This window comes from Klebsiella sp. SWET4 (genome assembly GCF_024296565.1).
GTDB lineage: Bacteria > Pseudomonadota > Gammaproteobacteria > Enterobacterales > Enterobacteriaceae > Klebsiella > Klebsiella variicola.
Genome location: NZ_JANCOB010000019.1, coordinates 1 through 19,112, shown reverse-complemented (window position 1 = coordinate 19,112; position 19,112 = coordinate 1). Strand labels below are relative to the sequence as shown.

General features: G+C 49.7%; 23 protein-coding genes and 2 pseudogenes. 24 read left to right on the top strand and 1 reads right to left on the bottom strand.

The window, feature by feature from the left end; all coding sequences use genetic code 11:
• Position 1 precedes the first annotated feature (1 nt).
• From NKJ21_RS25940 to NKJ21_RS25905, 8 genes are all read left to right on the top strand, one after another.
• Complete coding sequence (locus tag NKJ21_RS25940) at positions 2-2,248, top strand: colicin-like bacteriocin tRNase domain-containing protein (protein WP_233447854.1); 2,247 nt, start codon at positions 2-4, stop codon at positions 2,246-2,248.
• Positions 2,248-2,520 carry a colicin immunity domain-containing protein gene (locus tag NKJ21_RS25935; RefSeq protein WP_165459202.1) on the top strand — a complete coding sequence of 91 codons (273 nt, stop codon included), beginning with the start codon at positions 2,248-2,250 and terminating at the stop codon, positions 2,518-2,520. Before NKJ21_RS25940 ends, NKJ21_RS25935 begins: the two co-directional genes overlap by 1 nt.
• 461 nt (positions 2,521-2,981) lie before the next feature.
• Positions 2,982-3,797 carry an antitermination protein gene (locus NKJ21_RS25930; RefSeq protein WP_165459203.1) on the top strand — a complete coding sequence of 272 codons (816 nt, stop codon included), beginning with the start codon at positions 2,982-2,984 and terminating at the stop codon, positions 3,795-3,797.
• Between the two features lie 252 nt (positions 3,798-4,049).
• Complete coding sequence (locus NKJ21_RS25925; RefSeq protein WP_032741138.1) at positions 4,050-4,676, top strand: YagU family protein; 627 nt, start codon at positions 4,050-4,052, stop codon at positions 4,674-4,676.
• Positions 4,677-5,219: 543 nt separating this feature from the next.
• Positions 5,220-5,615 carry a phage holin family protein gene (locus tag NKJ21_RS25920; protein WP_032421481.1) on the top strand — a complete coding sequence of 132 codons (396 nt, stop codon included), beginning with the start codon at positions 5,220-5,222 and terminating at the stop codon, positions 5,613-5,615.
• Positions 5,602-5,883 (top strand): phage holin family protein, encoded by a 282-nt coding sequence (locus tag NKJ21_RS25915; protein ID WP_015958299.1) that lies wholly within the window; start codon positions 5,602-5,604, stop codon positions 5,881-5,883. Before NKJ21_RS25920 ends, NKJ21_RS25915 begins: the two co-directional genes overlap by 14 nt.
• On the top strand, positions 5,883-6,509 hold the full coding sequence (locus NKJ21_RS25910) for a glycoside hydrolase family 19 protein (protein WP_165459204.1): 627 nt from the start codon (positions 5,883-5,885) through the stop codon (positions 6,507-6,509). The genes NKJ21_RS25915 and NKJ21_RS25910 overlap by 1 nt, the downstream gene beginning before the upstream one ends.
• A gap of 7 nt (positions 6,510-6,516) precedes the next feature.
• Positions 6,517-6,693: a hypothetical protein gene (locus NKJ21_RS25905; RefSeq protein ID WP_012967894.1), complete on the top strand. Its 177-nt coding sequence runs from the start codon at positions 6,517-6,519 to the stop codon at positions 6,691-6,693.
• Between the two features lie 21 nt (positions 6,694-6,714).
• Here the strand turns inward: NKJ21_RS25905 and NKJ21_RS25900 are convergent, their stop codons facing one another.
• Positions 6,715-6,897, bottom strand: a complete 183-nt coding sequence (locus NKJ21_RS25900) for a hypothetical protein (RefSeq protein ID WP_012967895.1) — start codon at positions 6,895-6,897, stop codon at positions 6,715-6,717.
• Positions 6,898-6,982: 85 nt separating this feature from the next.
• Between NKJ21_RS25900 and NKJ21_RS25895 the strand changes: the two genes are divergently transcribed.
• The 16 genes and pseudogenes from NKJ21_RS25895 to NKJ21_RS25820 form a co-directional block, all read left to right on the top strand.
• Positions 6,983-7,267, top strand: coding sequence for a hypothetical protein (locus NKJ21_RS25895; RefSeq protein WP_032741136.1), 285 nt, complete (start codon positions 6,983-6,985; stop codon positions 7,265-7,267).
• Positions 7,268-7,314: 47 nt separating this feature from the next.
• Positions 7,315-7,515, top strand: a complete 201-nt coding sequence (locus NKJ21_RS25890) for a hypothetical protein (RefSeq protein WP_032741135.1) — start codon at positions 7,315-7,317, stop codon at positions 7,513-7,515.
• A gap of 89 nt (positions 7,516-7,604) precedes the next feature.
• Positions 7,605-7,973 (top strand): TonB family protein, encoded by a 369-nt coding sequence (locus NKJ21_RS25885; protein WP_019704510.1) that lies wholly within the window; start codon positions 7,605-7,607, stop codon positions 7,971-7,973.
• Between the two features lie 184 nt (positions 7,974-8,157).
• Entirely contained in the window at positions 8,158-8,643 is a 486-nt protein-coding gene (locus tag NKJ21_RS25880) for a hypothetical protein (RefSeq protein WP_227639915.1), read from the top strand.
• 1,276 nt (positions 8,644-9,919) lie between these two features.
• Positions 9,920-10,164: pseudogene (locus NKJ21_RS25875) on the top strand (DUF2560 family protein).
• 558 nt (positions 10,165-10,722) lie between these two features.
• A complete protein-coding gene (locus tag NKJ21_RS25870) occupies positions 10,723-11,727 on the top strand; it encodes a terminase small subunit (protein WP_114670072.1) in 1,005 nt (334 codons plus the stop codon).
• Positions 11,705-13,009 carry a terminase large subunit domain-containing protein gene (locus tag NKJ21_RS25865; protein WP_254733329.1) on the top strand — a complete coding sequence of 435 codons (1,305 nt, stop codon included), beginning with the start codon at positions 11,705-11,707 and terminating at the stop codon, positions 13,007-13,009. The genes NKJ21_RS25870 and NKJ21_RS25865 overlap by 23 nt, the downstream gene beginning before the upstream one ends.
• A gap of 4 nt (positions 13,010-13,013) precedes the next feature.
• Entirely contained in the window at positions 13,014-14,438 is a 1,425-nt protein-coding gene (locus tag NKJ21_RS25860; protein WP_050888149.1) for a DUF4055 domain-containing protein, read from the top strand.
• Positions 14,422-15,534, top strand: coding sequence for a phage minor head protein (locus NKJ21_RS25855; RefSeq protein ID WP_114670069.1), 1,113 nt, complete (start codon positions 14,422-14,424; stop codon positions 15,532-15,534). The genes NKJ21_RS25860 and NKJ21_RS25855 overlap by 17 nt, the downstream gene beginning before the upstream one ends.
• 106 nt (positions 15,535-15,640) lie before the next feature.
• Positions 15,641-16,405 (top strand): DUF6651 domain-containing protein, encoded by a 765-nt coding sequence (locus NKJ21_RS25850; protein ID WP_085855976.1) that lies wholly within the window; start codon positions 15,641-15,643, stop codon positions 16,403-16,405.
• 87 nt (positions 16,406-16,492) lie between these two features.
• Complete coding sequence (locus NKJ21_RS25845; protein ID WP_004184463.1) at positions 16,493-17,629, top strand: P22 phage major capsid protein family protein; 1,137 nt, start codon at positions 16,493-16,495, stop codon at positions 17,627-17,629.
• A 39-nt stretch (positions 17,630-17,668) separates the two neighbouring features.
• Complete coding sequence (locus NKJ21_RS25840) at positions 17,669-17,881, top strand: hypothetical protein (RefSeq protein ID WP_085855977.1); 213 nt, start codon at positions 17,669-17,671, stop codon at positions 17,879-17,881.
• Positions 17,882-17,884: 3 nt separating this feature from the next.
• Positions 17,885-18,295: a hypothetical protein gene (locus NKJ21_RS25835; protein WP_032421472.1), complete on the top strand. Its 411-nt coding sequence runs from the start codon at positions 17,885-17,887 to the stop codon at positions 18,293-18,295.
• Position 18,296: 1 nt separating this feature from the next.
• A complete protein-coding gene (locus NKJ21_RS25830; protein WP_049045074.1) occupies positions 18,297-18,530 on the top strand; it encodes a hypothetical protein in 234 nt (77 codons plus the stop codon).
• Positions 18,517-18,900, top strand: a complete 384-nt coding sequence (locus NKJ21_RS25825; protein ID WP_085855978.1) for a glutamate 5-kinase — start codon at positions 18,517-18,519, stop codon at positions 18,898-18,900. The genes NKJ21_RS25830 and NKJ21_RS25825 overlap by 14 nt, the downstream gene beginning before the upstream one ends.
• Before the next feature lies 1 nt (position 18,901).
• A pseudogene (locus NKJ21_RS25820) lies at positions 18,902-19,112 on the top strand (hypothetical protein); the annotation flags it as partial.

The following is a 19,112-nucleotide window of genomic DNA, read 5'->3' as shown; positions in this document are numbered from 1 at the left end:
TATGGCCGACACGGATTTTAATGAATATGACTATAACCATGGTATTCCACCTCGCGACGGACTAGTGTGGGAGCCCGCAGATGCCGAGGGGCCAGGCCGTTGGGGATGGGAAACTACGAGAATTGATACACCTCCAGGGCAGGGAACTAATTCCCCTGGTATGATTGTCTGGCCCAAGCGGCCCGGTGATATTAAGCAATGGTATGATCCTAAAGGCAACCAAAGCGGTGAATTGGGTATCGGATGGTCAGATTACAGTCTAGACGGGGTACCTAACTCGCAATATACCGTTATGCACGGTTATCCGCTTCGCGTGACGTTGAACCGGGAAATTGAGCTGGGGGAAGCACCCGGTTGGACGGTGGGGCTATTTGAGGGTACAACCCAAATCGATGTAACTTCTGCCGCTAGAAAGGCTCTTGACCAAGGGCTGGTATCCGGTCTTCCTGATCCTGCGCGTGCCGGTGTAGTGCCTTTTATTAGGTTGTCACCTGACCCTACTAACCCTGAAAAAGTTACTCGTATCATGACAGTACTCCCGCTAGGTGCTGTCACCGATGTACAAGCTTCTTCGCTGCCAGCTTCGCCTGGAGCGGTTAATGTACAGCGAAGCGTTTCAGATATCGTTCAGAATGGCGCACAGTATTTGGTGATGAATGGCGGAAAGCCCTTTTCCGTTCCTGTTGTGGATGCTGCGCCTGTTAAAGACAAAACACCACAGACAAACCGCTATGTCCCTGGAGTCTGGCAGGCTGTCGTGGCTCCGGGCCTGCCTGCAATGATTTTCGTTACAGATCGGCTACACAATACCCGCCTTCTTCCCCAGCCGTACACTCCGGATACAAGCGGCATGCAGGTTGAAACCGGTTCATATGGTCCGTCAGGCTATACTGCTGCTGCAAATAATGGAGATGTGATAATTCGTTTTCCTGCCTCCACGGGAGCCAGTCCTATATATGTCTCTACCATAAAGGTCTTAGATCAAGAAGCACTGAACCAGCGTCAGGTAGCAGAGAATACTCTTCGGAACCGGGCAGAAACCGCAGCGAAAGAAGAGGCCGCAAGGAGGGAAGAGGAGGCCCGGCGGGCTGAAGAATTACGTCGTGCTGAAGCTATCCGGAAAGAAAACTATGCGAAGGCGGGCATTCTCGACACGCCTGTTTACACGCCTGACATGATAAAATCTGCAAATGCCCTGCTAGGAGCTTCGGCATCAATGGTTCTAAACCGGGCGCCAGGCGGGATTCAGCTTTCAACTGTCAGTGCTGGCGTTATGACAGCAGTCGGCGAATGGGCAGGTTCTGTAGCCGGGGCGCTATGGAGGGGGGCAGTTACAATATCAGTTGCAGTAACAGAAGCCGTAACACTCAGTACTGTGGGGGCGTTTGCTGTCGGTTTTATACCATTCCCGGCCGGGCACAGTAGTGATAGCAGGGTTCCGGGACGTGACCTCAATATGATGGCTGCTCAGGCTCGTCTGTTCACAGCCGGGAAGACTAGTATCGAACCGGGAATGAAGAGCGTTAATCTACCGGTGCGTGCGTTTATCAGCATGGACAATGATGGGCGTCAGTCCCTGAACTTCGTGAAAACTGGCAGTGGAGGGGTGTCTTCAACGGTACCAGTTTTGAACGCAATCAGGGATACAGCGACCGGCCTGGATAAAATCACTGTGCCGGCTGTGGCGGGAGCCCCGTCGAGGACCATTCTGGTGAACCCAGCACCGGTCGGTCCAGACGCACCATTCCATACAGGTAACAACACGCCTGTGCCGGTTACTCCGGTGCATACTGGGACAGATATCAAACAGGCGGATAGTATCGTTACTACTTCCTTTCCAGCCGGGGACATTCCGCCGCTACAAGACTTCATTTACTGGCAGCCGGATGCGACAGGAACTGGTGTTGAGCCGATTTATGTTGTACTTAGCGACCCGTTAGATTCGGGTAAGTTTACGCGAAGACAGCTTCAAAAAAAGTACAAACATGCGATAGATTTTGGGATCAGTGACACCAAAATAAACAGTGAAACGTTGTCGAAATTCAGGGGAGCAATTGAAGCCCATTTGGCTGAAAAAGATACTGTCGTAAAAGGCACATACCGACGAGAAAAGGACTCAAAAGTATATTATAATCCAAAAACTAACAATGTTGTTGTGTTGGATAAAAATGGTGACTTTGTTTCCGGCTGGCATTTGATTCCTGACTCTCCTCAACATGTTAACTTTATTAAAACAGGGGTTCTGTAATGAGTATGAATTTGATTGAACTTGCAAGGAAGTTAGTCTCCTCACAAATTACTGCAGATGAATTCGAAACCCAATTTTTCAATATGTGGCGAAATGAAGGGAACACGGGTCAGCTAACACAAGATAGTAAGGAAATTGGAGAGTGTGCGGCTGAGATTTTTATTCTTGCTGATTGTTATACATCAGATCCCGTGAGAAGAGAGAGCGAATTGGATTCGAATGGTTTGCGTAAAGAGGTTAAAGAAACTCTTGAGAAGTATCATTTCCTTTAAGCTTGACAACGTTACCGTTAAATATGGATGACCAGCCCATTAGGGCTGGATACTCTAATCTATAAGTTTCAGCAGTAGCGCAGTTCGTTTACGTGAGAGTTACTGTAATTACATGATTTTGATGAAAAATGTGAAACCTTTCTTCAAGGATAGCGAACTGGTACAGCCTGATTTTCTAAACTAACTTAACGCTATAATAGATGAAATCTAATTTAAACCCGCGCCGGCGGGTTTTTTGTTACGTTGAATTTTTTAGCAACGAAAGCACATTATATTTTTGATTTTTAATAATCAACACGTCATAATCTTGACGTCGGAGCCTGAACAACTCCGGTTGACTTCTGCGCTTTGGGGGGACTCAAAGTGCAAATGACAATCAGAACACATTTCAACCAGTCACAGATGCAGAAATGCACCTGCGTTTTATTACATTCAGTGTTTTACCTCTTTGGAGGTGAAGCATGAAACTCGAAGCATCCTTAAAACATTTCAGCCCTCAGGGTATGCACATCAGCGAAGATGTGAAAGGCACATCACCTGATCGCCTCAACGGTACGGATGTTATGGCTGGTATTGGGGTGACAAGCAGCAGGGCAAGATTCGGACTGGCAGCGTTCTTTGGAAAGGCTGGCATCAGCAAGACAGATGAGCAGTTGGCCGTCCAGGCGCTAGCGCGGTATGCGATTGAAACCGCACCGAAGAACGTACGCAAAACAGCGGGTAAAGAGCTGGGGCGCTGCTGCCTGATTTTAGCGCAGTTTGCTTTTGCGGAGTATTCCCGGTCCGCGCAAACAACGGGAGTCTGCAAGGTATGCAGTGGCACCGGAAAGATTGAAACCACTACCACGGAACGCAAAGTTTCTAATCCGTGGGGCAAAGCACCATATTGGGCTAAAAAATCCCGTGCTGTCCGTCCTTCCGACTGGGATAAGTGGACTGAAGTAACAGCCAGCATAAGCGCTAAATGTGAAGCCTGTGACGGTAAGGGGAAAATAAATGCTCGCTGCCGCTGTGGTGGTTCTGGCCGGGTTCTGGACCGCAAAGCGACAAAAGAGCAGGGAGCACCGGTTTATAAAATCTGTGAGCGCTGTTCGGGGAGTGGCTTTTCAACGATGCCGTCTACGGCTGCTTATAAAGCGATTCTGACGCTTATCCCAGACCTGCACATCAGAACATGGACACGCAACTGGAAACCTTTCTGCGATGCGCTGGTGGACCTGTGCTGGAAGGAAGAGGAGAGGGCAGATAAAGAGTTTCAACGAGCAACAGCTGATTGAGTAAATGGGCGCATTATTTTGCATTTTAAGCGCACAATGCTTGATTTTGTCCGAAGTTGTCGTGTATATTTTAAATCGTGGAATAAAACGCCTGAACGAAAACATTCATATAAACCCTGCTATTGCAGGGTTTTATGTTTTTGAAAACAAATGCCTGAAATCGGCTATAAAGTGTGATCTGAATCAAAATGTCATGCGCCAAACTTAAGGAATATTAAGGAACTGTAAATATTCTTTATAAGTGATGGCTTTATGGCGTTAAAAGATATTTTTGTGCGAACCGAACCTCGCAGACGGCATTATGGTGTTGCATTGTTTATCGGGCTTATTTCTGGGGTGGTTTCAGCATTTGTAAAATGGGGTGCTGAAGTACCATTACCACCGCGTAGTCCTGTCGATATGTTTACCAGTGCCTGTGGACCAGAGTCATTAATTCGAGTTGCCGGGCAAATTGATTGTTCCAGAAACTTCCTTAACCCTCCTTATATTTTCCTGCGTGATTGGTTAGGGCTGGCCGATCCAAATGCGGCTGTCTATACCTTTGCCGGACATGTGTTTAACTGGGTAGGTGTAACGCATATCATATTCTCCATCGTGTTTGCGGTTGGGTATTGTGTAGTTGCCGAGGTGTTTCCAAAAATCAAGCTGTGGCAGGGTTTACTTGCAGGTGCACTCGCACAACTGTTTGTCCATATGATTTCGTTTCCGCTTATGGGCCTAACCCCACCGTTGATTGAGCTTCCATGGTATGAAAACGTTTCTGAAATATTTGGTCACCTGGTGTGGTTCTGGTCAATTGAGATAATTCGCCGGGATCTGAGAAACAGAATTACGCACGAACCGGATGCTGAAGTTTCTCTGAATTCAGCATTCAGATAATCTAAGCTGCGAAGTCAGAAACCCGCATAAAATGCGGGTTTTTTATGCCTGTGATTAGTCGCTCTTCGATAGCAATGTATGCAGAGTGTATTGACGCTAGCTATGTTTACAGCATAACGTATTGATGTGGTGAATCCCCCTATGCGGAGGGGCGACCAGTCAGTTACAGAAACCTGTAAATGCAGCGCGGGCCATGCCGGCTGGGGCATGCTCACCGGGAGGCACCCGGCACCACACTGCCACTAAACATATTTAAGATTTATGGAAGGTTTACTTCTGCGGTTGCCTGTCTATGTTTATAGAACGTAACGGCAAAAGTGAATGCTTCCTGGTAAATCGGTAGCTCGGACTATTAGGAGCGCCTTCGTTTCGTTACTACCTAGAATGCCTACTTTCTGCCCGTTCCTCTGAGCGGGCTTTTTTTCGCCATGAATAAGGCTCCTCGGAAAGCTGAGGTACAAATCATTTGAGGCTGCGCTTATGCGTGGCCTTTTCTTTTTCCCCTCAATTCTGAGAGGACTCACAGCAATAAGAGGGGGCTTAATGTCCGATCCTTTAACTGGTACCGGCCTGATTTTTGGCGGCGGTTTAATTGGTTCCGTCGTATATGGCGTTATCACCCACACCGATTTTGGTGTGGTATTTGGGGCTTTTGGCGGCGCGGTGTTTTATGTGGCAACGACCGCAAACCTGACACGTGGAAGGCAAATAGCTTACTTCATGACGTCGTTTATTGTCGGTGTTCTGGCTGCCGGATTATTAGGCTCAAAATTTACTACCTGGACAGGCTATACAGATCGTCCGCTTGATGCGCTCGGTGCGGTGGTGGCATCTGCTGTCACCATCAAGGTCCTTACTTTCATTAACAGCCAGGACTTGAGCAGCCTGTTCGGATTACTTTCCCGATTAAGGGGAGGAGGTTCGAGTGGTAATAAATGACCCGGCAGCGCTGGCCAATGCGGTGATATGTGCCGTTATTGTCTGCGCTTTGATGTTTTATCAACGTCGCGGTGCCAGGCATCGCCCTGGTATCTCCATCATTGCTTACTTGCTTGTACTGATTTACGCGAGCATACCTTTCCAATTTATCTTCGGTCTTTACGTACAGTCCCACTGGCTGGTGGTATTGGCAAACGTGATGATATGCGCCGCCGTGCTATGGGCTCGGGGTAACGTGGCGCGTCTGGTCGATACACTGAGGCACTAATGAATCAAACACAATTCCAGAAGGCGGCTGGCATCAGCGCCGGGTTAGCTGCGCGCTGGTTTCCGCATATTACAGCCGCGATGAAAGAGTTTGGCATCACTTCCGCTATCGACCAGGCAATGTTCATTGCCCAGGTAGGGCATGAAAGCACGGGATTTACCCAGCTTGTTGAGAGCTTCAATTATAGCGTGGCTGGCTTGAATAGTTTTGTCCGCGCTGGGCGGCTGACGCAGGGTCAGGCTAATTTGCTCGGCCGCCGGCAGGGTGAACCATCGTTGCCACTGGAGAGGCAACGAGCGATCGCCAATCTGGTGTACAGCAAACGCATGGGGAATAACGGGGCAACAGACGGCTGGTTTTACCGCGGGCGCGGGCTCATCCAGACCACCGGCCTGAACAATTACCGCGAATGCGGGAATGCTTTGAAGATTGATCTGGTTAAACAGCCTGAATTGCTGGCACAGGATGAGTATGCGGCGCGCAGTGCTGCCTGGTTCTATACCTCACGCGGCTGTTTGCGTTATCCCGGTGACCTTACACGCGTCACTCAGATTATCAACGGCGGACAGAACGGCATTGATGACCGTAAAGCCCGCTATCTCCTGGCAAAAAGTATTCTTGTTTGAGGGAAATATGAACTATCTCATTAATCGACTGAAAGAGCCGTCAACCTGGCGCGGCATCATCCTGGTCATTGCCGGTGTCTTCGGCTATCAGATGCCTCCGGGCATTCAGGAAACCGTCATCGCTGGCGGCGTAGCGCTGGCTGGCGTTGTTGGTGCGGTGATGCCGGACAGCGTTAAGAAGTAACCTGGCCAGAAACCAGCAGGCCTACAGAAAGCCGCTTTCCTTCAGTTTTTTAGCCAATAAGTAATTGGTGATTACTCCAAGAGAAACCCCAACAATCCACGGCACAGCTGAATTAAGCATTAGCGAGTTGTTCACATTAATGCTGGCGGTGATGCAGGCATAGGTATTTGTAAAAGCAAACCATGTAAATAGTATCTGTTTCATTTGGTTATCTCCATGCTTTCCTTCCCAACAATATCCACCTACGAGCTAGTAAAAGCAAACCAGGTACAACCGAAAGGGCTACGAAATGAGTGAAGCAAAACCGCAGGACGGCAGCACTGTAAAAGGCTACCGCACATTAACCGCTGGCGACATTGAGCGGATGAACCGCCTCAAAGGTGTCAGCCGGCATTTTTGCAGTCTGCTCGATACTGAGCGAGATGTTGCAACGGCTGAAGTTGTCGAGCGTGGTAGTCAGGCCGAAACCGAGAGAGCAGAGGCTTTGCGCTGCATGGCTATCGCGCGTACCAAAATGCAGGAAGCCTGTATGTGGGCATGCCGCGCTGTTGCCCGGCCAGATGCTGACTGTTAACCCCACTAAGGGATAAAGCCAACAATATCCCCATAAAAGGATAAACCATGACTCCATTAGTTCTTACCGCAGAGCAAATTAAAGCTCTGGCAGACTTCGCTGAGCAGGAAGGCCAGCCCACTTACACGATCTCTCAGGCCAGCATCCCTGAATTTGAAGCGGATGACGGCAGCACTGTACCGGGTTACGAGGGCCTTATCGCCTACTCAGAATCAGAAGAGCACGGCGTGCTTCAGCTGGAAGATTAAGCACTAAAGAAGCTACTCTTTGGATGAAGGGCTTTGATGTCTACCATTAATAGGTCTTCTCCTCTACACGTTAAGGCTGTACCTTGATAATGTTGATTTACATTCACGGTATTGGTGTTTTCATGAAAAAGGGATTTATCGGTACGATCTTCCTGTGTGGTATGCTTCTGGGGTGTTCCAGCTCCGCTAAAAACCCTCAACCAAAGCTGCTATATTCGCCGCATCCTGCATATCCGTATTACGCACTGGCTAACAGGATTGAAGGAGGTGTGGCGGTTAGATATAACGTAGGTGTTGATGGCAAGATATCAAAGCTTTGGATCCTAAAATCAGAACCTCAGCACCTATTCGACTCTGCCGTTATTGCGGCAATGGCCCAATGGCGTTATGAAGCCAATAAACCGACTCAAGGCTTAACAAAAACAATATATTTCAAACTTCAGGCTCCGTCCGATTAAACCAGATAGCAGAACGTTGAGACCGTCTTCATTCATGCTTCATTTATTCCCATCGCTAAGGTCACCTCTGGGTGGCTTTTTTATGGCTTTAACATTGGTGGTGTTGCAGTCAAAGCCTGAGGACCTTTCCTGCCAGTTGAAGCTGTTGCGCTAGTGTGCCATTCAGTGTTTACGTCAGCTGCGGTTGGAGAAAGCCAGTTGGCTGGCTTATGCAGGACAGATTATTTTCTTGTTGAATGCTGCTTCTGGTGTGCTTATATTCTACCTAAAAATTGGTAGGTGTGTTGTGATTAGAAAATGCTATGCAAGAATGTCTGATCCAGCATCGAATGACAAGCTGACACTGGAAATGCTTGTATCTGACGGTGGGTGTAAGATTTTTATCTGGGATTTTGATAAAGGGGTAGCAATTTTCTCTGAGGGTATAACAGGTAAGCAGTCTAAATACATAGTACAAGGTGAAAAGCATGCAGGGCATATCAATCTTATCAGAGATAACACGGTTGAGCGCACTATTTATGGGGTTAAGGAGTTCACCTATGGAAATGGTGATTCCGGTAAATCCTCTCCTGTGTTTTGCTCATTGTGCGAGGGGCAGATACTCATAATCGAATGCCAAAAGGCTTTTATAAGAAAACCATTAAGGCTTGATGAACTCACCTTTGAATAGAACTACCTACGATACATTCCTCATATGATCGAAGGATATAACATCTCTCAGGTATCCTGCTTCTGGATGCCGGGAACGTGTACCGCTGGTGGGCTGGATTCTTGGAGCCTTTGCCCAGCAGTTTCAGGTGATAAAAAACCCCGTGGAGTAAATCCGACAAATTGACGGGGCGCTGCAGAGGCAGCCAATGTCGGAGTTTAGTCAGATTTCGAGGTGTTTTTCTACTGGTTTTGAGAAAAAAAGGATGGTCTGACACTACAGGAAGTGGCTCATCCCTGAGCTCACGGGTAGAACAGTAGACTTTGTCATGGCAGAGCAAAGTCATAAGTAAGTGTAGAATGTGTTTCTGATTTAACAAGCTTAGTGAGTGTATGCTTCATGGATTGTACGTCTGTAACTTTCATAATATTTCTACCATTTCAAAATTAAGATATTAGGTAAAACCTTAGGGAATTTAGAGGGTAAGAGAAGCTGTGAACAAAAAAAATCTCCTCGCGAAGCAATGTTTTTCACTTTAACGAAATATATTGTTTGCAATGTGGGTTTTTTAGTTCATCATACATGCTACATTGAGTTCTTATAAAATGAGCTGCTAATTATGACTGAGTGCAAACTTCCACAACTTCCAGAGTATTATCGATATGGTACTGAACAAATTAACAAGTTGCCTGGGAGTGGGGATGTTTTTCCTCCTGCGGGTAGTATAATAAAGTCAGTAAGTTTAAATGAAGGTGTATTTGTTTGTGTTCCGGTGCAGCGTTATATACACGGGTTGAATATTTGGGTTGTAGTTGAATCTTCTTGGTAATGATTTTTGTTTGGTAAGAGTGATTTTTCGTTGGTTTGATGGTTTCTATTTATTATAAATTCGCTGTTGGAATTTAAAATTGGCATCATTGCAATGCTTTCAAACACCGTAGAAGGATTATGATGCTAGTGCAAAATAATATTTATAATAATTCGGAGTCATATGCTATTCTTTTGTTTAGTATCTGGCCTGTCCTTATTGTACTTCTTGTCGTGATATCTTGCGCCTTTTACGGTGTATTGATGCATAAAACTGCAATTTGTTGTTTTCTGTCAGCCATGTTCCTTGGTGTCGCAGGCTGGTTTTATGGATGATCACCAATAGCTCTAATATGAGTCGCTTTTTAGTATAAAGTCAGGGTGTCATTACTTTACCTGGCTTGTAGCGTTGGTTCCCTAAAGTTTGACGATAAAAGGCCCTGTTAATACAGGGCCTTTCTGTATGTATTATTTTTCAAAGAGGTAAGACATGTCAGAGATCACCGCATCCGAGCAAATCCGCCTGGATATTATTAAGAAAGTGAATTACGACACTGCAGCGGCGAAGTTAGCCATTGACTGGGTAGGCGACAGCTATCTGAAGTCTGAGTTATTCGCAGACTCTTTCGATCGTGTTTACACGGAAAGCGAGATTGTCTCGAAAACTCGTAAAGCAATTCAGGAAGCGGCCGAAGCCTGGCGCTATTTGATACTGGCGCTGAGCAGGTCAGCTAAGGTATTACAGCAGGCATTCATAGAGTGCCTGCGATAATGCCCATCAGACAAATCGTCTGAGCTGACAGTTCAATCAATCACCAATTTCCAGTTATACGGGGTAACTGACATCATTGTCTGTTTATCCCGGTAAATTTTGAAATACTCACTACTCTCATAACGTCTCTGCCTGCCAACACCAGAACGGCAGAGGTCAGTTAGCCGTATAGATGAACCTCTCCCGGGTGGCTCCTGAGAGATTCTTTATACGCTAGCTGGTAGTAACTAAAGGCCGCATATTTTTGCGGCCTTTTTCATCATTTGTAAAATGAAAGCCCTCAGGCGATTAACGATGCTCAGGACCATGGAAGTGATCTCCACCATGTCCGCCTCCATGGGGACCAGGGGGAAGGATACATCCTGAAAGTGACAGCGCACCACAGATCACAAAAACAGCAAGCATAATTCTTTTCATAATAACTCCTGAACTAAAGAGCCTTAATTCCAAAACATAAAAGTGAATATTTTATGGAGAATCAGTAATTCCATTTTCTCCCTCACGTTAAATAGGAATAATCCATGGCAAAACCGGACTGGGGCGAGCTTCAGCAACGGTTCCTGTCCGATCATGCCGCAACCGGCGTATCACCGAAGGATTGGTGTGAAGCGCAGGGACTGAATTACGCTACTGCCCGCCGATACATTAAGAAACCCACTGCGCAAACTGCGCAAAAACCTAAGCAGAAGAAATTGCGCACTGCGCAAAAGGAAAAGTGCGCAGAAGATCTGGTGGATGGCGACGGCCTTACCGCTCAGCAGCGCTTATTTGTCGCGGAATACCTGAAGGATAGCAATGCCACGCAGGCCGCTATACGTGCCGGGTACAGCAAGAAGACTGCTGAACAAATTGGCTATCAGCTGCTTCAGAAAACTTCAGTTGCGCAGGCCATTGCGCGGCAGCAGAAAGCATCCATTGTGCGCACGCTTGGCAGCGCTGATGAAGTGCTTGAGCAGATGTGGCGGCTGGCAACGTTCGACGCCAACCAGCTATCGCAGTATCGCCGTGGGAGTTGTCGTTACTGCTGGGGCTTTGGTCATCAGTATCAATGGCGTGATGCCGTGGAGTACGAAGAGAAGCGGCTCGAAGCGCTTGAGCGTAAACGTCGCGAGCCCGTCGATGTTGGTGGCTACGGTTACGACCATAACAGCGCGCCTAACCCGGAATGCCCTCGCTGTAATGGTGATGGCATCGGCCAGCCATACTTCGCTGATACGCGTAAGCTGGCGCCTGATGCTGCGCTTGCCTATTCCGGTGTGAAGCTTGGGAAGAATGGCGTGGAGATTACCGCTATTAGCCGTGAGCGAATGTACGAGGCGGTGATGAAACGTCTCGGCCTGGCTGATAGCGAGTTCGCCCAGCGTCTGCAGCTGATTGAAATTGAGCGCCGGCAGCTGGAGGTCGAAAAATTACGCAAAGAGCTGGCTGCTGATCCGGAGGATGACGAACCAACGCCAGTTGCAATCAATATCAACGTAGTCGATGCGCGAGTGAGGGAAGAGGATGGCGATAGCACCGACGCTTAACATCCCTCAGGCCAAATTCCTTGCGATGCAGTACAAATTTAAGGCCTATGTCGCCGGCTTCGGTTCCGGTAAGACGTGGGTCGGCTGCGGTGGTATCTGCAAAGGGATGTGGGAACACCTCAAAATCAACCAGGGTTACTTTGCGCCAACGTATCCGCAGATCCGTGACATCTTTTATCCCACTGTTGAGGAGGTGGCCCACGACTGGGGGCTGAATGTCAAAATCAACGAGGGAAACAAAGAGGTTCACTTCTACGCAGGGCGCCAGTATCGCGGAACGACGATCTGCCGCTCAATGGAAAAACCGCAAACCATCGTTGGTTTTAAAATCGGTAATGCGCTGATTGATGAGCTGGACGTAATGCCCGCCAAAAAGGCGCAGTTAGCCTGGCGAAAAATCATTGCTCGTATGCGTTACAACGTGGCCGGTCTTCGTAACGGGATCGACGTCACCACGACGCCGGAAGGGTTTAAATTCGTTTATCAGCAATTCGCAAAGGCTGTACGCGATAAGCCTTCGCTCTCAACGCTGTACGGCCTGGTGCAGGCCTCGACGTTCGACAATGAAAAGAATCTGCCGCCGGACTATATCCCGTCGCTGTTGGAGTCATACCCGCCGGAGCTGATCAAGGCTTATCTTCGTGGCCAGTTCACCAACCTTACCAGCGGGACGATTTACCATCAGTTTGACCGTAAGCTGAATAACTGCCGGGAGGAAGAACAACCCGGTGAGCCGCTGTATATCGGTATGGATTTCAACGTCGGGAAGATGGCCGGGGTTGTTCATGTGTTACGTCTGGGGCTTCCGTTTGCGGTGAATGAAATTGTGAAGGCTTACGACACCCCTGACATGATCCGCATCATCAAAGAACGGTTCTGGCTGTACGACGGCAACGATTATCGCAAGGTGCGGGAAATCTATATTTACCCGGACGCTTCCGGCGATTCCCGCAAATCCAGCAATGCCAGCGCTACGGATATCGCCCAGCTTAAACAGGCCGGCTTCAATGTGGTTGTTAATGCATCAAACCCGCCAGTGAAAGACCGCATCAACGCGATGAATGCCATGTTCTGCAATGGTAACGGCGAACGTCGCTACAAAGTGAATGTAAAGCGATGCCCGGTGTACACCGAATCGCTTGAGCAACAGGTTTGGGGCGAAAACGGTGAGCCGGATAAAACGGCGGATAACGATCACCCCAACGATGCCGGTGGGTATTTCATTGTGAAGCAATTCCCGATTATCAAACCGACTGGAAAAGTCACCCAACTGCGGATGTAAAACCATGCCTGATATTTCAACGCCCAACCTCGACTATAACGACATGGTTGAGGCATGGGATATTAATGATGCACTGATGGGCGGTACGCTGGAAATGCGCCGGCAGGGTAAGAAGTATCTCCCGAAATGGCCGAACGAAGATCCTGAAAGCTATAAGGAGCGTTTAGCTTCGGCAACGTTACTCCCTGCCTATGAAGAGGCCATTAAACAAAACATCGGGCGAGTGTTTGCTGAGCCGACGGTATTGAGTGAGGACTCTCCTGAACAAATACGGGAGCTGTCGCCAGATATTGATATGGAAGGAAACCGGCTCGATGTCTGGGCACAGCAATTTTTCAGCATTGGATTCCAGTATGGTCTGGTACATGCGCTGGTGGATTTCCCGAAAATTGACCCGGAGGCAGTAAAAACTAAAGCCGACGAAAAAGCCGCAGGATCTCGCCCGTATGCCACGATGTTAAATCCTCGCCAGGTCATCGGCTGGAAATCGAAAGTGGTTAAAGGGAAAGTGGTGTTGACCGATCTGCGTATCAGAGAGGTCATCATTATTGATGGCGATGATTACGGGCAAACGAAAGTTGAGCAAATACGCCATATCATGCCGGGCAAGGTTGAAATTTATCGCCGAAATAAAGGTGATAACGGCGAAAGCCAGTGGCAGATTCACGACGAGTGGGAAACCAGTCGCGATGACATTCCCCTGGTGACGCTTTATACGAAACGCACAGGCTTTATGCGCGGTTCACCGCCACTGCTTAATCTCGCCTTACTGAATATCAAGCACTGGCAGAGTCAGAGTGAACAGGACAACATCCTTCATGTCGCTCGTGTGCCGTTGCTGGTGGCTTACGGTCTGGCTGATGGCGAAACGTTGACGATAGGTTCTTCCTCTGCGACTCGTTTCGATGACCGTCAGCGGCAGGGACTGGAATATGTCGAGCATACCGGGGCTGCGATTGAAGCCGGTAAGGTTTCCCTTGAGGATCTGGAAAACCAGATGCGTCAGGCCGGCGCAAAACTGCTGCGCGCGGAAAACACATCGACTAAATCCTTAGACCAGACTCACGAAGAGCGGATGCAGGAGAATTCACCTCTCTACACCATGGCAAGCTCGCTTGAGGATGCGCTCGATAATATCCTGCAGATTATGGCGGAATGGCTGGGCGAGAAAGAAGGCGGCAATGTCGATGTACGCACCGAACTGGATGTTTCAGCCCAGACGTTTGATGCCGCAGCTGCAACAGCTGTTCAGTCGCTCCGCCAGGGTGGTGATATACGTCAGGTCGATGCTGTTCGCGTTTTGCAGGCCCTAAAATTTATCGATCCGGATGCGAAGCCCGAAGAGGTAATCGACGAGCTGCGAAATCAGCAGGTCACGCTGGCCGGCGGACTGAGTAACCCGGGTGGTGCAAATGGCAACGGCGAATGACAAGCTTCAGGATGAATCGATAGCGCATGCGATATGGATAGCGCGGTACAGCACCAGTGTTGCAAACAGGATGATAAAAATCCTGAATGACAGCGATGCGGAACTGACAGCCAGATTGCTGGTAGCGATGGATAGCCTGGATGCTGACAGCTTTACCGTGTCGCGACTGGAAGCGCTGCTCGTTAGTGTCAGAGCTCTCAATCGCGAGGCTGTGCAGTCAATGTACGCGGGACTATCTGATGAGCTGCAGCAACTCGCTCAGCACGAAGCAGGCTTTCAGCTGAGCCTGTTCCAGTTTGCGATCCCCTATGATGTGCTATCGCTTCACCCGCTGGTGGGCATTTCACCGGATGCCGTTTACGCAACTGCGATGGCACAGCCGTTTCAGGGGCGCCTGCTTTCGGAGTGGGCAGATAACCTTGAAGCTGACAGGATGGCAAGAATTTCCAATACAGTGCGGCAGGGTTTTCTCCTGGGCGATACGCATGAGCAAATCGCCAGAAAGGTCCGTGGTCATGCTAACCGTGGCTATCAGGATGGCGCGCTGCAGATGAGCCGAACCAATGCCGGCAGTATTGCAAAAACGGCTGTGGGGCATCTTGCTTCTACAGCCAGGAAAAGCTTTGCAGATGCGAACGATGACATTTTGAAGGGTAAGCAGTGGTTATCCACTTTGGATAACCGTACATCAAAAGACTGTCGGATTCGCGACCGCCTCAAGTACACACTGGATAACAAGCCGATCGGCCATAAGGTGCCGTATCTGCAGGGACCCGGGAAAATCCATTTCTGCTGTCGCAGCGTCGAAACCTACATCCTGAAATCGTCTGATGAGCTGGGTATTGCTGTTGGGCAAATATCAGATAGCTCACGTGCCAGCATGGACGGGCAGGTGCCTTCGGATACCGATTATCAGGGCTGGTTCTCGCGCCAGTCGTTCACGCGACAGTCCCAGATCGTTGGCGTAACCCGGGCCCGGCTGATTCGTGACGGCGGCATGTCGCCCGATGACTTCTACAACGACAAGGGCGAATGGCTGACTCTGGAGCAACTTCGTAACCTGGATGCTCAGGCGTTCAGTAACGCCAGACTTTAAAGCTTTTTAAGTCTTCCATCAGGCTGCCTCCGGGCGGCCTTTTTTATTGCCGTGATCCGGATGGTGAGCGGTGCAACGGTCGGATGACCACCGAAAAGGTAACCACATGAAACTGAAAACAGTCGAAGTTAACGGCAAAAGCTATGCAGAAGTCGATTCCAGCGGTTTACCCGTCTACGTCCACGATGACGGCCAGGAAGTTGGTTTTGATGCTGTGCAGGCCGTTGGGAAAATCTCTTCTCTGAATGGCGAGGCGAAATCTCATCGTGAAGCCAAAGAAGCCGCTGAAGCCGGTCTGGCTAAGTTTGCCAAAATCGGTGATCCGGCAAAGGCGCTCGAAGCGCTGGAGATGATGACTAAAATCGACCAGAAAAAACTGATCGACGCAGGCGCTGTTGATCAGGTTAAAGCAGATATCACCAAATCCTTCCAGGCCCAGCTTGATGAAGCTACTCAGCGTGCGGCGACCCTTGAAGGCCAGCTTTATCAGGAAATGATCGGCGGTCGGTTCTCTGGCTCGAAATTCATCGCAGATAAAGTAGCAATTCCGGCAGATATGCTTCAGGCGCGGTTCGGTCAGTCCTTCAAAGTCGAGGACGGCAAAGTCGTTGCCTATGATGGCTCTGGCAACAAAATTTATTCCCGCTCGAAGCCGGGCGAACTGGCGGCCTTTGATGAGGCGCTGGAGTTCCTGGTGGAGCAGTACCCACAGAAAGACCACATTCTGAAGGCCAGCGGCAACCAGGGAGGCGGCTCACGGCAATCTCAGCATTCACTCGGGCAGAAAACGATGAAACGCGATGCGTTTACCAGTTTGAGCCCGACAGATCAGCAATCAACTCTCAAAGACGGTATCACCATCGTCGATTAATTCTTTGCCAGCCGCCGGATGGCTGCTGGTGCCGGAGCTGGATAGCTCAACCAACCCTATATTTTAATCTCCAAGGAATCCATACACATGGCTAATACGCTTACCGGGTTGATCCCGACTATCTTCACGGCTCTGGATACCGTATCTCGCGAACAGGTCGGTTTTATCCCGGCTGTATCGCGCAATGCTAAAGCTGATGCGGCGGCGAAGGACCAGACTGTTACTGCGCCGGTTGCGCCACCGGCAACCACTGTTGATATTACCCCGGGGGCTACTGCGCCAAATGACGGCGACCAGACGATCGGCACCGTTGATGTCAAAATCACCAAATCCAAAATGGCCCCGGTCAAATGGAACGGTGAGGAACAACTGGCGCTGGGGCCCGCAGGGACATACAACACCATCCTTGCTGATCAGTTTAAGCAGGCTTTTCGCGCGCTGGCTAATGAGATGGATGCAGATCTCGCGGCTTTGTATTTCGCATCCTCTCGTGCTGTTGGTACGGCCGGCACCGCTCCTTTCGGAATTGCAGGTGATTTGTCGGATGCGGCAAATGCGCGCCAGGTTCTCTCTGACAATGGTTCGCCGACAACTGATCTGCAGATGGTTCTCGGTTCTTCGGCTATCGCTAACCTCCGCGGTAAACAGTCTGTTCTGTTCAAAGTAAATGAGTCCGGTACTGATGCGCTTCTGCGTGAAGGTATTGTGGGGCGACTGGAAGGTTTCAACATCCACGAATCCGCGCATGTTAAGAAACGCGCTGCATCTCCGGCTGCCGGATACCTGGTGAATGGAGCAAAAGCTGAAGGCGATATTCTGATTGCCATTGATACCGGCACAGGTGCTTTTGCAGCAGGTGACATCGTGACGTTTGACGGGGACAGCAATAAATACCTTGTTGCTGCTGCGACGGCCACAGCAATCACCCTGGCTGCTCCTGGCTTACGTCAGGCACTGGCCGACAACACCGCTATTACCGCTGGTGGCGCCTACACCGCAAACATGGCGTTTGATCGCAATGCATTCCTGCTTGCATCCCGAACCCCGGCAATGCCGCAGGGCGGCGATACTGCGGATGATGTGATGAACGTTACTGACCCGGTATCTGGCATCACTTACCAGGTAGCCCTGTACCGCCAGTATCGCCAGGTGCGTTACGAAGTCGGTTTGTCCTGGGGCGTAGCGGCAGTTAAGTCGGCGCACTCAGCGTTGTTGCTGGGCTGATAAACAGGGGCTTCGGCCCCTTTTTTTAGTGGAGGGCTAATGGCCGGATTAACAAAAGAGCAGCGCGCCCAACGAGCTGCTGAGCAAACTGTGTCTACGCAGGCGGATAACAACGAACCCGTATCGACCACATCGCAGCTGGTGGCGATGGTTACCGATTTCCCGGCATTCCCGGGTGGGCCCAATACCGCCAACGTTCACCCTGATGAAGTGGCGAACTGGAAGGCGCACGGCTGGAAAGAAATGGAGTGATGCATGATCACTTTCATCACCGTTGAAGACGTCAATTCGATTCTCGGTGCCACCTGGACAGATGAAAGCAAAAAAGCCAAATCTGTGCTGATGGCTAATACCTGGATGAATGGACTTAACCTGAAAATGCCGTGCAATAAGGCAACTCACGAAATCATCATTCCTGACGATGTGAAACAAGCTGGCGCCTATGCGGCGCTAGCGGCCTCGAATGGTGGCCTTTATCAGCAGAAAACCGATTCTGGTGTGTTGCTGAGTAAGACGGTAGATGCCGATGATGTCAGCGTTTCAAAGACCTTCGCGGAACTCGCTACCAACAGCTCGGCATTGCTTGATTCGGACCTGCAGCTGGCGCTTGCAATGCTAAAGCCCTATGGCGTTAGTCAGTCTCAGGTACGGCTGGTAAGGGGGTGATATGCAAAACACTGATGTGCATTATGCCGGTGACGGGCTCGGCCCTCGCGATGTGTTTGTGAATGGAAACCCGATCAATTATGTCGTTTACGCAAACCCGGCAAAGGGCGTTGTTGAGTTTGCACCTCATCCACTCCGGGCGAAACGAAATGGTGAAATCTATACCCGTAGGCTTCGCGGTTCTGTGATCGTTAAATTCCGTCATAGCGGTGGTGAATGCGATGGGTATACGTGATGAGTTGCAGACAGAAGTCGCCGCAGCATTCGATACTGATCTGCAGGATGCGGTTAAGGCGTTCACCGGCAGTTACACCGTTCGTGGTGCATGGGATCCCGTAACGGAAACCGGTAACGAAATGGTGGTGGCCTATTCAGGGCGCGGTGTTCTGGCTCGTTACAAACTCCGCCGTATCGATGGCGCTAACATTCTGCATGGTGATGTGAAGCTAACCGCCCTGGTTAACGAGGTGACTGATAAGCCGGCCGTCGGGCATATCATCACTGCACCGGATCCGATTACGGGTGAGCTTCAGCGCTACGAGGTAATCACCGCTTCTGCCGACTCTGCTGGCGCTGCGTACTCCATTCAACTGCGGAGGGCGTGATATGGCTAAGGGCTGGAACATTGACCCGGCTGCATTCGCCGGGCTGGTGGCCGGAGATGTCAAACTACGCCAGCGGACAATCGCCATTCAACTGCTGAATGAAATTGTTCAACGGTCGCCGGTAGGAAACCCGGAGCTGTGGGCCATCAACGCGACCGCGGTTCAATACAACAAAGCTGTTGGGGAATGGAACGAATCTCTTTATGCCGATC